The organism is Bacillus sp. YBsi01 (assembly GCF_038406745.1).
In the GTDB taxonomy this organism is placed as follows: Bacteria; Bacillota; Bacilli; order Bacillales; family Bacillaceae; genus Bacillus; species Bacillus siamensis.
In genome coordinates, this window is record NZ_CP151679.1 from 2,058,381 (window position 1) to 2,073,886 (window position 15,506).

19 protein-coding genes are annotated in these 15,506 nt (G+C 46.1%); 7 read left to right on the forward strand and 12 right to left on the reverse strand.

Features of this window, described 5'->3' with window-relative positions:
* Positions 1 to 31 precede the first annotated feature (31 nt).
* From AADZ70_RS10250 to AADZ70_RS10260, 3 genes are read right to left on the reverse strand one after another with little or no spacing between them, the layout of a single operon-like run.
* On the reverse strand, positions 32 to 1,321 hold the full coding sequence (locus AADZ70_RS10250) for a hemolysin family protein (RefSeq protein WP_269774397.1): 1,290 nt from the start codon (positions 1,319 to 1,321) through the stop codon (positions 32 to 34).
* 42 nt (positions 1,322 to 1,363) lie between these two features.
* Complete coding sequence (locus AADZ70_RS10255) at positions 1,364 to 2,041, reverse strand: zinc metallopeptidase (protein ID WP_007408641.1); 678 nt, start codon at positions 2,039 to 2,041, stop codon at positions 1,364 to 1,366.
* Positions 2,042 to 2,087: 46 nt separating this feature from the next.
* Positions 2,088 to 2,351: a hypothetical protein gene (locus tag AADZ70_RS10260; protein WP_045925825.1), complete on the reverse strand. Its 264-nt coding sequence runs from the start codon at positions 2,349 to 2,351 to the stop codon at positions 2,088 to 2,090.
* 133 nt (positions 2,352 to 2,484) lie between these two features.
* Between AADZ70_RS10260 and AADZ70_RS10265 the strand changes: the two genes are divergently transcribed.
* Both AADZ70_RS10265 and AADZ70_RS10270 read left to right on the forward strand, forming a co-directional pair.
* Positions 2,485 to 2,739, forward strand: coding sequence for a protein mistic (locus tag AADZ70_RS10265; protein WP_016938151.1), 255 nt, complete (start codon positions 2,485 to 2,487; stop codon positions 2,737 to 2,739).
* Positions 2,736 to 3,722 (forward strand): potassium channel family protein, encoded by a 987-nt coding sequence (locus AADZ70_RS10270; RefSeq protein ID WP_047477012.1) that lies wholly within the window; start codon positions 2,736 to 2,738, stop codon positions 3,720 to 3,722. Before AADZ70_RS10265 ends, AADZ70_RS10270 begins: the two co-directional genes overlap by 4 nt.
* Here the strand turns inward: AADZ70_RS10270 and AADZ70_RS10275 are convergent.
* Genes AADZ70_RS10275 through AADZ70_RS10285 form a run of 3 tightly spaced genes read right to left on the reverse strand, consistent with a single transcriptional unit; the run spans position 3,719 to position 5,915 of the window.
* Complete coding sequence (locus AADZ70_RS10275; RefSeq protein ID WP_016938149.1) at positions 3,719 to 4,123, reverse strand: YugN-like family protein; 405 nt, start codon at positions 4,121 to 4,123, stop codon at positions 3,719 to 3,721. The two genes, AADZ70_RS10270 and AADZ70_RS10275, sit on opposite strands and share 4 nt — an antisense overlap.
* 22 nt (positions 4,124 to 4,145) lie before the next feature.
* Complete coding sequence (locus AADZ70_RS10280) at positions 4,146 to 4,544, reverse strand: transporter (RefSeq protein WP_198698063.1); 399 nt, start codon at positions 4,542 to 4,544, stop codon at positions 4,146 to 4,148.
* Between the two features lie 18 nt (positions 4,545 to 4,562).
* Complete coding sequence (locus AADZ70_RS10285) at positions 4,563 to 5,915, reverse strand: glucose-6-phosphate isomerase (RefSeq protein WP_342006996.1); 1,353 nt, start codon at positions 5,913 to 5,915, stop codon at positions 4,563 to 4,565.
* 328 nt (positions 5,916 to 6,243) lie between these two features.
* Here AADZ70_RS10285 and AADZ70_RS10290 point away from each other — a divergent pair, with 328 nt between their 5' ends.
* Together AADZ70_RS10290 and ycaC are read left to right on the forward strand one after the other, a co-directional pair.
* Positions 6,244 to 6,810, forward strand: a complete 567-nt coding sequence (locus AADZ70_RS10290) for an NADPH-dependent FMN reductase (protein ID WP_099744224.1) — start codon at positions 6,244 to 6,246, stop codon at positions 6,808 to 6,810.
* A 103-nt stretch (positions 6,811 to 6,913) separates the two neighbouring features.
* Positions 6,914 to 7,558: an isochorismate family cysteine hydrolase YcaC gene (gene ycaC / locus AADZ70_RS10295; protein WP_016938145.1), complete on the forward strand. Its 645-nt coding sequence runs from the start codon at positions 6,914 to 6,916 to the stop codon at positions 7,556 to 7,558.
* A 125-nt stretch (positions 7,559 to 7,683) separates the two neighbouring features.
* Here ycaC and AADZ70_RS10300 read toward each other — a convergent pair whose 3' ends face one another.
* Together AADZ70_RS10300 and AADZ70_RS10305 are read right to left on the reverse strand one after the other, a co-directional pair.
* Positions 7,684 to 8,856, reverse strand: a complete 1,173-nt coding sequence (locus tag AADZ70_RS10300) for an iron-containing alcohol dehydrogenase (protein WP_198698066.1) — start codon at positions 8,854 to 8,856, stop codon at positions 7,684 to 7,686.
* Between the two features lie 86 nt (positions 8,857 to 8,942).
* The gene (locus AADZ70_RS10305; RefSeq protein ID WP_016938143.1) at positions 8,943 to 10,106 is read right to left on the reverse strand and encodes an iron-containing alcohol dehydrogenase; all 1,164 of its coding nucleotides are present in this window, start codon (positions 10,104 to 10,106) and stop codon (positions 8,943 to 8,945) included.
* A gap of 230 nt (positions 10,107 to 10,336) precedes the next feature.
* Here AADZ70_RS10305 and AADZ70_RS10310 point away from each other — a divergent pair, with 230 nt between their 5' ends.
* Positions 10,337 to 10,573, forward strand: a complete 237-nt coding sequence (locus AADZ70_RS10310) for a DUF378 domain-containing protein (RefSeq protein WP_003152104.1) — start codon at positions 10,337 to 10,339, stop codon at positions 10,571 to 10,573.
* A 47-nt stretch (positions 10,574 to 10,620) separates the two neighbouring features.
* Here the strand turns inward: AADZ70_RS10310 and yugI are convergent, their stop codons facing one another.
* From yugI to AADZ70_RS10325, 3 genes are all read right to left on the reverse strand, one after another.
* On the reverse strand, positions 10,621 to 11,013 hold the full coding sequence (yugI, locus tag AADZ70_RS10315) for a S1 domain-containing post-transcriptional regulator GSP13 (RefSeq protein ID WP_007408653.1): 393 nt from the start codon (positions 11,011 to 11,013) through the stop codon (positions 10,621 to 10,623).
* A 197-nt stretch (positions 11,014 to 11,210) separates the two neighbouring features.
* On the reverse strand, positions 11,211 to 12,380 hold the full coding sequence (locus tag AADZ70_RS10320) for an aminotransferase (RefSeq protein ID WP_095241419.1): 1,170 nt from the start codon (positions 12,378 to 12,380) through the stop codon (positions 11,211 to 11,213).
* Positions 12,381 to 12,881 (reverse strand): Lrp/AsnC family transcriptional regulator, encoded by a 501-nt coding sequence (locus AADZ70_RS10325; protein ID WP_016938141.1) that lies wholly within the window; start codon positions 12,879 to 12,881, stop codon positions 12,381 to 12,383.
* A 151-nt stretch (positions 12,882 to 13,032) separates the two neighbouring features.
* On the opposite strand from AADZ70_RS10325, the gene AADZ70_RS10330 reads away from it, so the two are divergent.
* A complete protein-coding gene (locus AADZ70_RS10330; protein ID WP_095241418.1) occupies positions 13,033 to 13,854 on the forward strand; it encodes an alpha/beta hydrolase in 822 nt (273 codons plus the stop codon).
* A gap of 23 nt (positions 13,855 to 13,877) precedes the next feature.
* Here AADZ70_RS10330 and AADZ70_RS10335 read toward each other — a convergent pair whose 3' ends face one another.
* Positions 13,878 to 14,138 (reverse strand): DUF1871 family protein, encoded by a 261-nt coding sequence (locus tag AADZ70_RS10335; protein ID WP_045925833.1) that lies wholly within the window; start codon positions 14,136 to 14,138, stop codon positions 13,878 to 13,880.
* Between the two features lie 86 nt (positions 14,139 to 14,224).
* Between AADZ70_RS10335 and AADZ70_RS10340 the strand changes: the two genes are divergently transcribed.
* Positions 14,225 to 15,391 (forward strand): MalY/PatB family protein, encoded by a 1,167-nt coding sequence (locus AADZ70_RS10340; RefSeq protein WP_342006997.1) that lies wholly within the window; start codon positions 14,225 to 14,227, stop codon positions 15,389 to 15,391.
* The last annotated feature ends 115 nt before the right edge of the window (positions 15,392 to 15,506 follow it).

Here is a 15,506-nt window from a genome sequence, read left to right on the forward strand (position 1 = left end):
CAAAAAAAGCCTCATTGCAAAAGCAGGAGGCTCAGAAATCTGTTTTTTTAATTTCAACAAAGCGGATATGATGGTCTTCTGCTTCAAGCACCTTGAATTCGCACCCTTCAGCATGAAACACATCACCGTTTTTCAGCTCCATTTTTTGTGTGAGGAGCCAGCCCGCAATCGTGTCTATGTCTTCATTTTCGATCGCGATATCAAGAAGATCATTCACCTCTTCTATCAGCGCTTTTCCGTCCATCACATAATGATGCTCGCCTTTTTTGACGATGTGGGGCATTTCATCCTGGTCATATTCATCACGGATTTCGCCGACGATTTCCTCCAATATGTCTTCGACAGTCACAAGTCCCGCCGTACCGCCGTATTCGTCAACAAGAATCGCCATATGAATCCGCTCCTTCTGCATGCGGATCAACAGCTCTTGAACAGGGATGCTTTCAATGACTCTGATGACCGGACGCATAATTTCTTTTAATTCGATGGAACGGCCGAGAAAATACGCTTTAAATAAATCCTTGTTGTTAATAATGCCGAGAATGTGGTCTTTGTCTTCTTTAATGACCGGATATCGCGTATACCGCTCGTTGATGATCAGATGAATAGCTTCATCAACTGACTGCTCGAGCGAGATGGCGGCGATTTCGGTGCGCGGCACCATGATTTCTCTGGCGACACGGTTATCGAATTCAAATATTTTGTTGACGTAACGGAATTCGGATTGATTGATTTGACCTTTTTTATAGCTTTCAGACAAAATCAGCCGCAATTCCTCTTCACTGACCACGACTTCATGTTCTTTCACCGAATGAAATCCGAACAGCTTGACCAAAAATCCGGCTGAGCCGTTTAACAGCTTGATAAACGGATACATCACTTTATAAAAGAGAATGAGCGGTTTCGCCGTCCACAGACTGACGGCTTCAGCTTTTTGAATGGATATCGTTTTCGGCGCAAGCTCGCCGATGACGACGTGCAGATACGTGACGGCGATAAACGCCGCAATAAACGTGACGACGTGCGTAATGGATGACGGCATTCCGATCAGACTGAAAACAGGATGAAGAAGCCGCTGAATCGTCGGTTCGCCGAGCCAGCCGAGTCCGAGCGCCGTAATCGTAATGCCGAGCTGGCACGCTGATAAATACTCGTCGAGATTTGTAATCACCCTGTGCGCCGCAAGCGCCCGGCTGTCTCCGGTTTCAACCAGCTCCGCAATTTTTGAACCGCGGATTTTGACAATCGCAAATTCCGCAGCGACAAAGATGGCCGTTAATCCGATTAACAGCATAATGAGAATCAGTTTTAATATAAGCAAAAAAACCCCTACCGCAAACGGTAAGGGGCCACCTCCTTCGTGTTAATTCTCATCACGACCATTTAAGAAAATCATCACAAAACGAAGCAGCTCGAATAATGAAACGAGCGCCGCAGCCACATACGTCAGCGCAGCAGCGTTCAGCACTTTATTCACGCCGTGTTCTTCACTGTTGCGAATGAATCCTTCCGACACGATAATCCGCTTCGCCCTCGCGCTGGCATTAAACTCGACAGGCAGTGTGACAAGCTGGAAAAAAACAGCGGCAGAAAACAAAATAATGCCGAGCCCGATTAAATTCAAGCTGCCAAGGAGCATTCCGCCCAAGAAAAGCAGAGGGGCGACCCCTGAGGCAAAATTGACGACCGGAAAAATTTTGTGCCTCAGCACAAGCGCGCCGTAAGATTCCTGGTGCTGCAAAGCATGTCCGACTTCATGGGAAGCGACGGAAATGGCGGAAATGGAGCGGCCGTAATATACCGGCTCAGATAAACGCACCACCCGCTCCGTCGGGTCGTAATGGTCTGTTAAAGTGCCTCTTACCGGTTCTACCGGCACATCATATAAACCGTTTATATCAAGAATCCGTCTTGCCGTTTCCGCCCCGGTCCGCTGACTGGAAGCTTCCACGTCTGAGTATTTCTGAAAATTACTTTTCACTTTAAATTGTGCCCAAAACGACAATCCCAATGCAGCAATTGTTAAAAAGACAAACAGCATATTATCCTCTTCCTTTTTCTCTTATATCGTACGATCTGCTTATATATTATTTTAATGATTGCCCGCTTTCCTGTACAGAAATCCGCTTCTTTTTTCTGACAGGAATCAATCCTCCGAGCAAAATCAGAACACATCCGGCCATTGCAGTATAAAACGGAAACGTGCCGACAGTCCCTTTTGCGAAAGCGAGCCATGAAAAGCTGCCGGACATATGATCATATCCATTTAAATCGAAAATAAGCAATACGGCCGCTGAAGCGAGCAGCTGCGCTCCGGCCAGCGCCGCCAGCAGTTTTTGAATGACTGTCATCTGACTCACCCTTTTTCGGTCCGCTTTCTTTATCATATGAAAAAATGAAGGTGAATATGTTTTCGCTGATTTTTGAAAGACATCAAACGAACTGGGACATACTGTAATAAAAAAGATACAGGTGTGATCCATCATGAAAGTGACAAATGGCGAAAAAGAAAAGCTGAGCAATGCGATAGACAGAATGAATGAAGGGCTTGACGCCTTCATCCAGCTCTATAATGAATCGGAAAACGACGAACCTCTCATTCAGTTTGAGGATGAGACGGCCGATTTAATCAGACAGGCGCGTGACTCATACGGGCAGGAACAGCTGAATGAAAAATTAAACACCATTATTAAGCAGATTTTGTCCATCTCTTTGTCGAAAGAGGAGCAGGCCGAATGAAATCAAACCGTATCTTTATTTCCTGGCTGAGATGGCCGTTATATATCCGGATCGGACTGATCATTATCGCCTTGATCTTATTGTTCGGCCAATTGATTTACATGCTTGAACCGAAGCAATTCACGTCTGTGTTTGAAGGGGTTTGGTGGGCGGTTATTACGGTAGCCACGGTCGGTTATGGCGATTATGTTCCGCAGACTCCGCTCGGACAGATTGCCGCCATGGTGCTTGTATTAAGCGGAGCGAGTTTTGTGACCGCCTATTTCGCTACGCTTTCTTCAGCCGTGTTCAGCAAACAGCACCGTTATATCGAAGGGAAGGTCGCCTTTAAAGGCAAGGGGCACGTCATTCTTATCGGATGGAATGAGAAGTCGCATATGCTGCTGAAAGAACTGCAGCACATCGCACCGTCAAAAACTGTCGTCCTGATTGATGATTCATTAAGAGAAGGCCCGCTTATTGAAAATGTCCATTTCATCCGCGGACATGCCGCTGATGACAGCACGCTCAATAAAGCGAATATTACGGAAGCCGATACCGTCATTCTGACAGCAGACCAGCAGAAAAATGAATCCGAAGCTGATATGCTGTCGGTATTAACGCTTCTCGCCATCAAAGGGCTGCATCCGTCCGTTTATTGTATCGTGGAAATTTTAACGGAACGGTATGTCAAAAACGCCGAACGTGCAGGAGCCAATAAGATTCTGTGCACATCACGCCTGTCGAGCCGGGTGATGTTTGAGCATTACCGGGTCAAGATGCAGCTTGCCAAGCCGCAGACGCTGTCCGACCTGACGCTGGAGAAAAAGGTTCGCATCATTCCCGTCCCCGAGGAATTAAAGGGCTCCTCTTATCATGATTGTGCGCGCTATTATCTCAAACGGAATACAACGATTATCGGCATACAAAAAGAAGAGGGGCCGATGCTGACCCCTCCCCTGTCATACCAAGTGCTCAGCACTGATCTTTTTTTGGCGCTTTAATGCAGCAGGACATCTTCCAGCTCTTTCACGAGCGAGATGCCGATATCTATATATGAGCGGTCAATTGCCGCATCCCGGCGTTTCGGCTCGGAGAATTGGTTGAATAATGATTCAAAAACTCCGCCGCCTGCTGCATCATCCGTTTCCTGCTGATAGACGTGCCTCAGCAAAAAGGGTGTGCCGATTGTAACGGCCGTTCCCCGTTCATCAAGGCGTCCTTTATTTGCTTCAACAGGGATACGGAGAAACAAATAGCCGTCCTGATCGGAAATTTTGTAATCAAAGAATCCCCGGTCATATTCCCAGCCGCCTCCGATGGTATAACCGATCGGTTTCAGCACCTGTTCCAATTCGCGGAGTAAAAAAGACTGTCCTTCAAGTGAAGATGGTATGCTGATCATGTAAATACGCTCCTTTTAGTCTTTAGCGTCCCCGGTCTGCGATATCTTCATACGGCTTCCGCAAAGAATCAGGAGCAGCATTCAGACGCTGAAAAGAGGTAACGGCGCATTCAATCAGAACATACGTCACAATTGCGGAGAGAGCGGCATCCGGCGAAATGAGGAAAACGACGGCATACAGACAGCACTTCGTAATGAGCGAATGCATCCGGCCCATCTTCAGTTTCAGCCGGACCATATCCGTAAACAAGCCGAGGGGAAGAGCGAAAAAAAAGATCGTTTGTAAGAGGGAAGCAGAGGACGGGTTCAGCGCAAAAAAGACAATAGCAGCGGAACAGAAGGAAATGCCGGTATGCTTACATAAGAGCCGTGTCAATTCATCATCACACCTTTCACGGTTTAAAAAAGGCTGACCCGTCATGCGGGCCAGCCATTCTTTTTATTTCTCAAGGCGTTTTTCAAGCTCTGCTTTTTTCTCTTCAAAGCCCGGTTTGCCGAGAAGCGCGAACATGTTCACCTTGTAGGCTTCAACACCCGGCTGATCAAACGGGTTGACTCCGAGCAGATAACCGCTCATTGCCACTGCTTTTTCAAAGAAATAGACGAGATATCCAAATGTATATGCGTTAAGCTCCGGAATGTTGACGATTAAGTTCGGCACTTTTCCGTCTGTATGGGCCAGCATCGTACCTTGGAACGCTTTTTTATTGACGAAATCGACCGTTTTGCCGGCTAAGTAGTTTAAGCCGTCGAGATCATTTTCCGCTTCTTCAATTGTCAGCTCATGCTTCGGTTTTTCTACATTTAATACAGTTTCAAACAGATCGCGTCTGCCTTCCTGCACGTATTGGCCGAGAGAGTGAAGGTCTGTTGAGAAGTTAGCGGAGGAAGGATAAATTCCTTTCTCGTCTTTTCCTTCACTTTCACCGAAGAGCTGCTTCCACCATTCTGCAAAGTACTGCAGGGTTGGCTCGTAGTTAATGAGCATTTCAATGGTTCTGCCTTTATTGTACAGAACGTTGCGGACGACGGCATATTGGTAAGCCGCATTCTCTTCTAATTCCGAGCTGGAAAAGTCTTTGCTTGCATCAAGCGCGCCCTTCATCATTTCGTCGATATCAGCCCCGCTTACCGCAATCGGCAGAAGACCCACCGCAGTCAGAACGGAGAAACGTCCGCCGACATCATCAGGAATAACGAATGATTCGAAGCCTTCTTCGTTAGAAAGCGTTTTTAAAGCGCCGCGCTCTTTGTCAGTTGTCGCGTAAATCCGCGCTTTCGCTTCTTCTTTTCCGTATTTTTCTTCAAGAAGTTTGCGGAAAATCCGGAAAGCGATGGCAGGTTCCGTCGTCGTTCCTGACTTAGAAATGACATTGATAGAGAAATCAGCGTCTTCCAAAAGATCCATAACGTCTTTCATATAAGTTGAGCTGATATTGTTGCCGATAAAGATGACTTGAGGGTTTTTGCGTTTATCTTTCGGCAGGACATTATAGAAAGAATGGTTGAGCGCTTCAATCGCCGCGCGGGCGCCTAAGTATGAACCGCCGATTCCGACGACAAGGAGCACGTCTGAATCTGATTTGATTTTTTCAGCGCTTTTTTTAATGCGCGCAAATTCTTCTTTATCGTAGTTTTCAGGGAGGTCCACCCAGCCTAAAAAGTCGCTTCCGGCGCCTGTTTTTTCATGGATATTATGGTGTGCCGTTTTTACGAAATCACGTGCGTATGTAAGTTCATGTTCATTGAAAAAAGGTAACGCTCTTGAGTAATCAAAGCGTACATGCGTCATTTGCTTGTCCCTCCATCACGGTGAATTGTTTTCTCTTCCACTTTATATGAACTCTACCTCTAAATCAAGTCATGAAGAAGGCCTGACGGATACGGGATTTGCGCTAAAGACGCATTCATTTTTTCATACAATATCTCGGTTTTGAGATAGGTATTGTACAGAACGTTATATTTGTATGTATGGTGAGAAGGATCACTAATCAAATGACGAAAAAGCAGTAAAGGTGAATACACGCACAATAAATCAAATACTTCCATTTTTAAAAATAGTGTCTATATTTGGGTTATCATGTTAAGATGAAAATAATTTTAAACCGGGAGGTGATTTTATGACTAAAACCATTGGTCTTATTTGTGGAAGTTTACGAAAAAACTCGTATAATCGAGCAATTGCTCAATCATTGATTGACTTGGATCATTCGGCGCAATTTCGTTGGATTGAAATAGACCGTCTTCCTTTTTTTAACGAAGATTTAGAAATGGCCGGAGCGCCAGAATCCGTAACATCCTTTAGAGCAGATATACAAGACGTTGACGGCGTCATCATTGTAAGTCCAGAGTACAATTCCGGAATGCCGGGGGTTTTAAAAAATGCATTGGACTGGGCATCGAGACCGCGGACCTCTTCTGTGTTCAACAGAAAACCGGTTGGCTTAATCGGAGCAACCCCCGGAGGGTTCGGTACTGCCTTTGCCCAAATGCAAACGAGAGAAGTACTCGAAGCTATGCAAGTCAATGTGCTGCCCTTTCAAAAAATGCTGATTTCGCAAGTCCATGAGAAAATTGATTCCACTCAAAACATACTTACGGATGAACAAACAAACCGTTATCTTCAACGCTATTTACAACAGTTCATCCATTGGATTGATCATGCTCCGGTTCCCGTTCTAGATTAATAGAAGGATCATAACCCTCACTAAAAGTCACCTCAGAAGCTTTCTACATAATTCTTAGATGCCTTTGACAAACTTACTTAATGAATTTAAGGAGGATGATAAAATGTCTGATCTTTATTCCCGTCTTTCAAAAGATGATGCTGCTGTTCTTTTGGTGGATCATCAAACCGGCCTTATTTCCGGTCTAGTACGTGACTATGGTGTTGATGAATTTAAGAATAATGTATTGGCTCTTGGCGATACGGCTAAATTCTTTGATTTACCGGTTATTTTAACAACGAGTTTCGAAAATGGACCTAATGGCCCACTCATGCAGGAATTGACGGATCTCTTTCCTGATGCACCAAAAATAGCGCGTCCAGGACAAATTAATGCATGGGATAATGAAGACTTTGTGAAAGCCATTGAAGCGACTGGGAAAAAACAACTTATTATCGCAGGTGTAGTTACAGATGTCTGCGTTGCGTTTCCTGCACTTTCCGCAATCAAGGCAGGTTACGAAGTGTTTGTTGTGACAGATGCTTCGGGAACATTCAGTAAGCAAGTAGCAGATGCATCATTAACCCGTATGGCTCATGGGGGCGCACAGCTTATGAACTGGTTTAGTGTAGCATGCGAGTTACAACGTGATTGGCGCAACGATGTTGAAGGGTTTGGCGCATTAATTTCCAGTCATCTTCCTGGTTACCAAAACTTAATGGGGAGCTATATGGGGGCGCAGCGAGATCTTAGTACACAAAATGCATAAAAAGAGCGCTGATTTAATCAGCGCTCTTTTTTATTCTTACTTTCCATAGTTATTTCAGTGCAAGGAGTGTTTCACTTGCTCCTGATTCACTCATAGAAAATCCGGTAGATCTGCAGGATGTGATCTTACAGAGACGCCTTCAGGATGGCAAGCACGTCATCTTTGTTCAGTTTTTGGAAATTGCCGAATCCGCCGTGTTCCATTTCTTTTGCGGCGATATCTGCGATCAGCTCAAGCTTGTCTTCGCCGATGTCATAATCCGCAAGACGGGACGGCGCGCCGAGGCTTGACCAGAACGCTGATAACTTATCGATTCCTTCTAAAGCAATTTCTTTATCTGTTTTGCCTTCGGTATCAATGTCAAACATGTTAAGCATGAGGTTTTTAAAACGGTCTACATTTGTATCAAGCGTGTATCTCATCCAGTTCGGGAACAGAATCGCAAGTCCTCCCGCGTGAGGGATGTCATAAACCGCTGATACGGCGTGCTCCATCGTGTGGGAAGCCCAATCGCCGAAATAGCCCATTTGCAGCGTGCCGTTTAAAGCGATCGTACCCGCGTATAAAATCGTTTCGCGATGCTTGTAGTTCCCGAGGTCTTCCAAAAGTTTCGGCGCTGTTTCAATCACCGTCTGAAGCACCGCAAAGCACATTCTGTCCTGAAGCGGCGTATTTTCAACATTGTGGAAGTATTGTTCGAATACGTGGCTCATCATATCCACCATGCCGTATACGGTTTGGTTTTCCGGAACGCTGAATGTATTCTCAGGGTCTAAAATAGAGAAACGCGGATGAGTGACATCGCTGCCCCATACGTATTTTTCATTCGTTTCCCAATTTGTGATAACGGAATCAGGGTTCATTTCAGAGCCTGTCGCCGCAAGCGTCAGCACCGTGCCGAACGGAAGCGCGTCCTGTGCCGTTACTTTTTTGCTGTAAATGTCCCATGCGTCTCCGTCATACTTCGCTCCGGCCGCAATCGCTTTTGTACAGTCGATGACACTTCCGCCGCCGACTGCGAGAAGAAAATCAATTTCATGCTGTCTGCACAGCTCAATTCCTTTATTCACCGTTGCCAGACGCGGGTTCGGTTCAACGCCCGCAAGCTCATGAACGGCTGCGCCTTCTTCTTTTAAGATGCCTGTTACTTGGTCATACAGGCCGTTTCGCTTAATGCTGCCGCCTCCGTATACAAGCAGCACGTTTTTCCCGTATTGTTTCAGCTCTTTTTTCAATTGGTCGATTTGACCTTTTCCGAAAATCAGTTTCGTCGGATTGTAGTACGTAAAGTTCTCCATTTATCATAACCTCCAAAAAAATCGTAAGGGAATTACTATAACACAGAAAAAAAGGAGCTGCCAGTTCGGCCGCCCCCTTTATTCTATTACAATGATGCCTTCAGTATCGCAAGCACATCTTCTTTCTGAAGTGATTTGAACTGTCCGAATGCGCCGTTTGCCATCGCTTTATCTGCAATTGTATCCAGCTTTTCATCTGAAATATCATAATCAGCGAGTCTGTTCGGAGCGCCGAGGCTCGTCCAGAAAGCAGACAGCTTGCTGATCCCTTCAAGCGCGATCTCTTCATCTGATCTGCCTGCCTCGTCAATATCAAAAACACGGACGGCAAGCTGCTTAAAGCGGGCCGGATTTTCTTTGAGCACATGTCTCATCCAGTTCGGGAACAGGATCGCCAAACCTCCGGCGTGCGGGATATCGTACACCGCTGACACCGCATGCTCGATGTTGTGTGTAGCCCAATCCCCTCTTGCGCCCATTGACAGCATTCCGTTTAATGCGATGGTGCCTGTATATAAAATGGTTTCACGAAGCTCATAGTTCTCCAGATCATTGATCAGCTTCGGCGCTGTTTCAATCACCGTGCGCAGAAGTGATTCACACATCCGGTCCTGATACGGCGTGTTTGACGTGTGGTGGAAATATTGTTCAAACACATGGCTCATCATATCGACCATGCCGTAAATGGTGTGGTCTTTCGGAACGGTAAATGTGTTTACCGGATCAAGAATAGAGAATTTAGGATAAACGAGCGGGCTTCCCCATCCGTATTTCTCCTGTGTCTCCCAGTTTGTGATCACTGATCCGGCGTTCATTTCCGAACCGGTCGCCGCAAGTGTCAGCACTGTTCCGAACGGCAGCGCTTCTTTCGGCTGGTGTTTTTTCGTGACGATATCCCACGCATCACCATCATATTTAGCGCCCGCGGCGATGGCTTTCGTGCAGTCAATGACACTTCCGCCGCCGACGGCCAATAAGAAATCGATGTTGTTTTCTTTACAGAGCGCAACACCTTTGTTCACCGTTGAGACACGCGGATTCGGCTCTACGCCTGCCAATTCATGTACCGTAACTCCTGCTTTTTTCAGCAGCTCGGTTACTTGATCATAAAGACCGCTGCGCTTAATGCTGCCGCCTCCGTATACGAGCAGCACGTTTTTTCCGTACGGCTTGATTTCTTCTGGAAGCTTTTCAACCTCTCCCTTTCCGAAAATCAATTTTGTCGGATTCCAATATGTAAAGTTTTGCATGACATCTCCTCCTTTGGATTTATATTATGCAGAAAGTTGACGTTCAATGTAAAGCAATCCGCTTTTTTGACGGCACATCACACGGTTTCATGACAGCGGGTTCACGGGAAAGGCACTGGTACAGCATGAGACAGGATGCGATTTTCACGCCGGAGAATGAAGCATGTATAGTTTCTTTGCTTTGTCACAATCTATAACTGTTTCACGAATTCATAGAGGAGGTTGTTTACATGAGTGTTATTCAGCGTATCTGTCTCGTTTTAACAATTATCGGCGCGATTAACTGGGGACTGATCGGATTTTTCCAATTTGATTTAGTAGCAGCCATCTTCGGCGGCCAAGGATCAGCTCTGTCGCGGATTATTTACGGCCTTGTCGGCATCGCCGGTCTCATCAATCTCGGCCTGCTGTTTAAGCCGAACGAAGAAACATCCCGCGAGGAAGCGGCAAATCCAGAAGTCAGATAAACATAAAAAAAGCACCGAACATACATATCCGGTGCTTTTTTTGATGCTTATTTTTTGATAAGGTCTTTGCGGTTAGACTGTTCGATCCACTCTTCAAGCTTATCTTTCAGTGTGTTGAAACCTTGCGGAGCAGATGTTTCTTCAGAAGCTTGAGCCGCTTTCGGTTTTCTTGGCTTGCTTTCTTTTCTTTCAGGCGCTGCTTGAGTCGCACGGATAGAAAGGCTGATTTTGCCTTTTTCTTCGTCAACTGCAAGAACTTTTACTTGTACTTCGTCACCGATAGAAAGGTGCTCGTTAATGTCTTTTACGAAACCGTGAGTGACTTCAGAAATGTGAACAAGTCCTTGAGTTTCTTCATCTAATGCAACAAACGCACCATACGCTTGTAATCCTGTTACTTTACCAGTGTAAACACTGCCCACTTCAAATTTTGCTGCCATTCATAACAACTCCTAAGTTAAATTAAATACAGTTTATACGCAATTTAAAATTATATCATACAAGTTTGTTTTTCGCAAAGGGAACTTTTTTGTATGATGATGTTTAAGCACAGAAAAAGGTGGGTATACTATGATTACGAAGGCTTTCTAGTATTCCCCCCCTTTTATTTGGATGCGAACCGGGTTCGTATCTTTTTTTATGCCCTTTTTTCAACAAACCGTTTGATTCTGACGAGCGCTTCCTGAATCTGCTCAATAGATGTTGCATAGGAGCATCTGATGTACCCTTCGCCGCTCGGGCCGAATACATTCCCCGGAACGACGGCTACTTTTTCTTCAAGAAGCAGCTGTTCCGCGAACTCTTCTGAACTCATGCCTGTCGATTGAATGGAAGGAAAAGCGTAAAACGCTCCGCCAGGATGGTGGCAGCCGAGTCCGATTTCGTTCAGTGTTTCCACAATCAGATTTCGGCGTCTCCGGTAGCTTTTTTTCATTCGTTCGACGTCTTCCTGACCGTTTTTCAAACCTTCAAGCGCGGCGTACTGCGCCATAGAAGGCGCGCACATCATCGCGTGCTGATGAATTTTGAGCATGGCATCCCTGATTACGGGAGGCGCCGCCGTAAATCCGAGTCTCCATCCCGTCATGGCAAATGCTTTGGAGAACCCTGAAATCAGAATCGTCCGCTCCTTCATGCCGCGGATGGCCCCCATGCTCGTGAATGGCTCATCATACGTCAGCTCGGCATAAATTTCATCGGAAAGCACGATCAAGTCATGTTTTTCAGCGAAAGCAGCGATGGATTCAAGTTCTTCTTTCGAATAGACGGAACCGGTCGGGTTTGACGGCGAGCAAAGAAGCAGCGCTTTCGTTTTGTCCGTCAGGGCCGCTTCAAAATCGGCCGGGGATGCTTTGAAACCTTTTGCAGCGACAGTCTGAATCGGCACCGGCTTCGCCCCCGTCAGCGTCACGAGTGATTCATATGCGACAAAACACGGTTCGGGAATTAACATTTCCTCTCCGGGATTCATAATGGCACGGACAGCGAGATCAAGCGCCTGGCTTGCCCCTACCGTAACAATCAGTTCACTGTCAGGCGAATAATTCAGGCCGAACCGCTGATCTAAATAGCGGCTGATCTCTTCTCTCAATTCATAAAGACCCGCATTTGCGGTATAAGCCGTGTAGCCCTGTTCTAAAGAAAGAATACTCGCTTCCCTCACGTTCCAAGCCGTCACAAAGTCAGGCTCTCCCACTCCCAGTGAAATGACGCCTTCCATCGTAGCGGCCAGATCAAAGAATTTGCGGATGCCTGACGGTTTAATCTGCTGCACATAATCCGATAAATAAGAAGTCTTCGTTTCCATTTACGGAGACACCACGATTCTTTTGTCATCGTCTCCGCTTTCAAAGACTTTGCCGTCATGCTTATATTTTTTCAGGATGAAGTGCGTTGTCGTGGAAACGACAGACTCAAGGGTGGACAGTTTTTCAGAAACGAAGCTCGCCACGTCTGACATCGTATTGCCGCGGATGACGACAGATAAGTCATACACCCCTGACATCAGGTACACTGATTCGACTTCCTGGAATCTGTATATCCGTTCAGCAACTTCATCAAAGCCGACATTTCGTTTCGGAGTGACTTTTACGTCAATCATCGCCGTGACGCCTTCCAGCCCGTCAACTTTGCGCCAGTCGATCATCGCCGCATAATCAATGATGACTTTTTCCTTTTCAAGCTTTTCAATGATGCTTTTGACTTCATCAGCGGGAATGTTCGCCATTTTGGCGATCGTTTCCGCATCAACGCGGCTGTTTTCGTCTAAAATTTCTAATATTTCTGTTTCTTTTTCGGTCAGCTTCATACGTTTCACACCTTTGCTTAATCAAAAATCTTCATGACATTATATCATGATTTTCGACAAATGCTAAGAAAAACCCGCAAGAAACCAGAGCTAAAATCTGACAATTAAAAAGCCATTACACTACAACACAGAAAGGACGGAGAAGACGCTCATGGAAGCTGTTTCACCGATTAAACGGGCCGCGATACACGGAGTTGAGCTGTATTACGAGCATTATGAGAATCCCGGCAGACAGACGCTCGTCTGCGTACATGGTTTTTTATCTTCGGCATTCAGCTTCAGAAAACTGATTCCGCTGCTCAGAAACCATTATGATATTATCGCCGTTGACCTGCCTCCTTTCGGACAATCGGAAAAGTCACGGACGTTCGTATACACTTATGCAAACCTCGCCAAGCTTCTGATCGGACTTTTGGAAAAGCTCAATATCAGCCGGGCCGCGCTCGTCGGCCATTCGATGGGCGGCCAGATTTCCTTATCCGCGTCTTTGCTTAAACCCGAGCTTTTTACTAAAATCGTCCTGCTGTGCAGCTCGGGGTATTTAAAACGCTCGCATCCGTCGATTATAGTCGGAACGCACCTCCCTTGTTTTGACCTGTATCTTAAGTATTGGCTTTCAAAAGACGGCGTGCTGAAAAACCTGTTAAATGTCGTGCACGACCGGACGCTTATCGACCAGGAAATGATTGACGGCTATGAAAAACCATTTACAGACCGCCAGATTTTCAAAGCGATGACAAGGTTCATCAGACACAGGGAGGGCGATTTGGACTCTGAGGATTTGAAGAAAATACAAAACCCCGCTCTTTTAATATGGGGGGAAGAAGACCGGGTCGTGCCGGTTTCAGTCGGAAAACGGCTTCATCACGACCTGCCGGATTCTATTTTATATTCGCTTAAAGATACGGGGCACCTCGTCCCCGAAGAGCGTCCTGAGTTTGTTTCGGAGCGGATTTTTGAATTTGTCCAATAAAAAAACCGGCGTTTCCGCCGGTTTTAAGGGGTGCAGGAGCTGCTTTCTTTTATGAGCAGAAGCTGCGCGGCGGCCTTTTGACAGTCTTCGATCGGAAGCTTTTGTTCAAATGAAACTTCAAAGATGTCCTGTATGGCTTCTGCCAGCTTGCCGGCGCTGTCTTCACGATATACGGCCTGAACGATATCGACAGCTTCTGTCTCATAAAATTCTTCTCCATATTTAAACGGGTCCCACTTGGCAATGATTTTCATCATTTCCATGACCGCTTGGCTTTCTTCCATTTTCATCACCGCTTATAATAAAGTTTGCAAATCTATTTTATCATAGATACGATGTGAAAAATAATGATACTACAGGAGTGACATACATGAACTTTGACCTTCGAGAAAACCGCTTTGGCACTCAATCGGTGAAATGGGACAAGGCGGAAGCGTTATTCGGCGTATCGGACGCACTTCCGATGTGGGTGGCCGATATGGATTTCCGCGCTCCCGAAGCAGTCACAGAGGCATTAAAAGCCCGTCTTGACCATGGCATATTCGGTTATACGTCTCCTGATGAAAACACAAAAGAAGCCGTCGCTTCATGGCTTGATACACGGCACGGCTACCGGCCAGATCCCGCAAGCATCACGTTCAGCCCCGGAATTGTGACGGCAATCAGCATGGCCGTCCAGGCCTTTACCGAACCGGGAGATGAGGTTTTGATCCAGTCACCGGTATATACGCCTTTTTATCAGATGATCAAGGAAAACAAACGGCAGGTTTTACATAATCCTTTACGGAAAGAAAACGGAATCTACCGCATGGATTTTGAGGACCTTGAGAAAAAGCTGAGCGATTCCGAGGTTAAGCTGATGATTCTCTGTAATCCGCACAATCCGTCCGGCAGAGCGTGGAGCCGGGATGAGCTTTTGAAGCTCGGATCACTGTGCGCCGCCCATAACGTCACCGTCGTTTCTGACGAGATTCACTCCGACTTGATGCTGTACGGAAAACCGCACACGCCTTTTGCTTCTCTGTCTGAGGATTTTGCGCGGATTTCCGTTACTTGTGTCGCGCCGAGCAAGACGTTTAATATTGCCGGCCTTCAGGCATCGGCCATTATCATTCCCGATCGGTATAAGCGGGCGAAATTCTCCGCGGCATTGCATCGGAACGGGATCTCCAATCTCAACACATTTGCGGTTGCAGCAATCGAAGCGGCTTATACAAAGGGAGGCCCTTGGCTTGACGCGCTGATTCCTTACATTGAGGGGAATATGAAATTAGCTGAGGACTTTTTAAAAAAAGAATTATTGAAAGTCCGCATGATGAAGCCTGATGCTTCCTATTTGATCTGGATGGATTTCAGCGAATACGGATTTTCAGACGCCGAGCTCAAAGATAGAATGCTCAAAAAAGGGAAAATCATTTTAGAACCGGGAACGAAATACGGACCGGGCGGCGAAGGATTTATGAGACTCAATGTCGGCTGTTCGGCAGCAGCTGTAAAAGAAGGGCTTGAGAGAATCAAAGCAGCGCTTGCTTCATAATGTAAAGGACGCCTTTATCAGAAGAGATAAGGGCGTTCTCTTTAGAGAAATATATACTTTTTTTGCCGGTAAAGATGTTATAATAGGTTCATATTTACATAAGAAAGGATTTCGC

Excerpts from the sequence above, each read along its gene's own strand:
- AADZ70_RS10255 (WP_007408641.1), bottom strand. The coding sequence starts at position 2,041 with ATGCTGTTTGTCTTTTTAACAATTGCTGCATTGGGATTGTCGTTTTGG.
- AADZ70_RS10260 (WP_045925825.1), bottom strand. The coding sequence starts at position 2,351 with ATGACAGTCATTCAAAAACTGCTGGCGGCGCTGGCCGGAGCGCAGCTG.
- AADZ70_RS10265 (WP_016938151.1), top strand. The coding sequence starts at position 2,485 with ATGAAAGTGACAAATGGCGAAAAAGAAAAGCTGAGCAATGCGATAGAC.
- AADZ70_RS10270 (WP_047477012.1), top strand. The coding sequence starts at position 2,736 with ATGAAATCAAACCGTATCTTTATTTCCTGGCTGAGATGGCCGTTATAT.
- AADZ70_RS10275 (WP_016938149.1), bottom strand. The coding sequence starts at position 4,123 with ATGATCAGCATACCATCTTCACTTGAAGGACAGTCTTTTTTACTCCGC.
- AADZ70_RS10280 (WP_198698063.1), bottom strand. The coding sequence starts at position 4,544 with ATGACGGGTCAGCCTTTTTTAAACCGTGAAAGGTGTGATGATGAATTG.
- AADZ70_RS10285 (WP_342006996.1), bottom strand. The coding sequence starts at position 5,915 with ATGACGCATGTACGCTTTGATTACTCAAGAGCGTTACCTTTTTTCAAT.
- AADZ70_RS10290 (WP_099744224.1), top strand. The coding sequence starts at position 6,244 with ATGACTAAAACCATTGGTCTTATTTGTGGAAGTTTACGAAAAAACTCG.
- ycaC (WP_016938145.1), top strand. The coding sequence starts at position 6,914 with ATGTCTGATCTTTATTCCCGTCTTTCAAAAGATGATGCTGCTGTTCTT.
- AADZ70_RS10300 (WP_198698066.1), bottom strand. The coding sequence starts at position 8,856 with ATGGAGAACTTTACGTACTACAATCCGACGAAACTGATTTTCGGAAAA.
- AADZ70_RS10305 (WP_016938143.1), bottom strand. The coding sequence starts at position 10,106 with ATGCAAAACTTTACATATTGGAATCCGACAAAATTGATTTTCGGAAAG.
- AADZ70_RS10310 (WP_003152104.1), top strand. The coding sequence starts at position 10,337 with ATGAGTGTTATTCAGCGTATCTGTCTCGTTTTAACAATTATCGGCGCG.
- yugI (WP_007408653.1), bottom strand. The coding sequence starts at position 11,013 with ATGGCAGCAAAATTTGAAGTGGGCAGTGTTTACACTGGTAAAGTAACA.
- AADZ70_RS10320 (WP_095241419.1), bottom strand. The coding sequence starts at position 12,380 with ATGGAAACGAAGACTTCTTATTTATCGGATTATGTGCAGCAGATTAAA.
- AADZ70_RS10325 (WP_016938141.1), bottom strand. The coding sequence starts at position 12,881 with ATGAAGCTGACCGAAAAAGAAACAGAAATATTAGAAATTTTAGACGAA.
- AADZ70_RS10330 (WP_095241418.1), top strand. The coding sequence starts at position 13,033 with ATGGAAGCTGTTTCACCGATTAAACGGGCCGCGATACACGGAGTTGAG.
- AADZ70_RS10335 (WP_045925833.1), bottom strand. The coding sequence starts at position 14,138 with ATGGAAGAAAGCCAAGCGGTCATGGAAATGATGAAAATCATTGCCAAG.
- AADZ70_RS10340 (WP_342006997.1), top strand. The coding sequence starts at position 14,225 with ATGAACTTTGACCTTCGAGAAAACCGCTTTGGCACTCAATCGGTGAAA.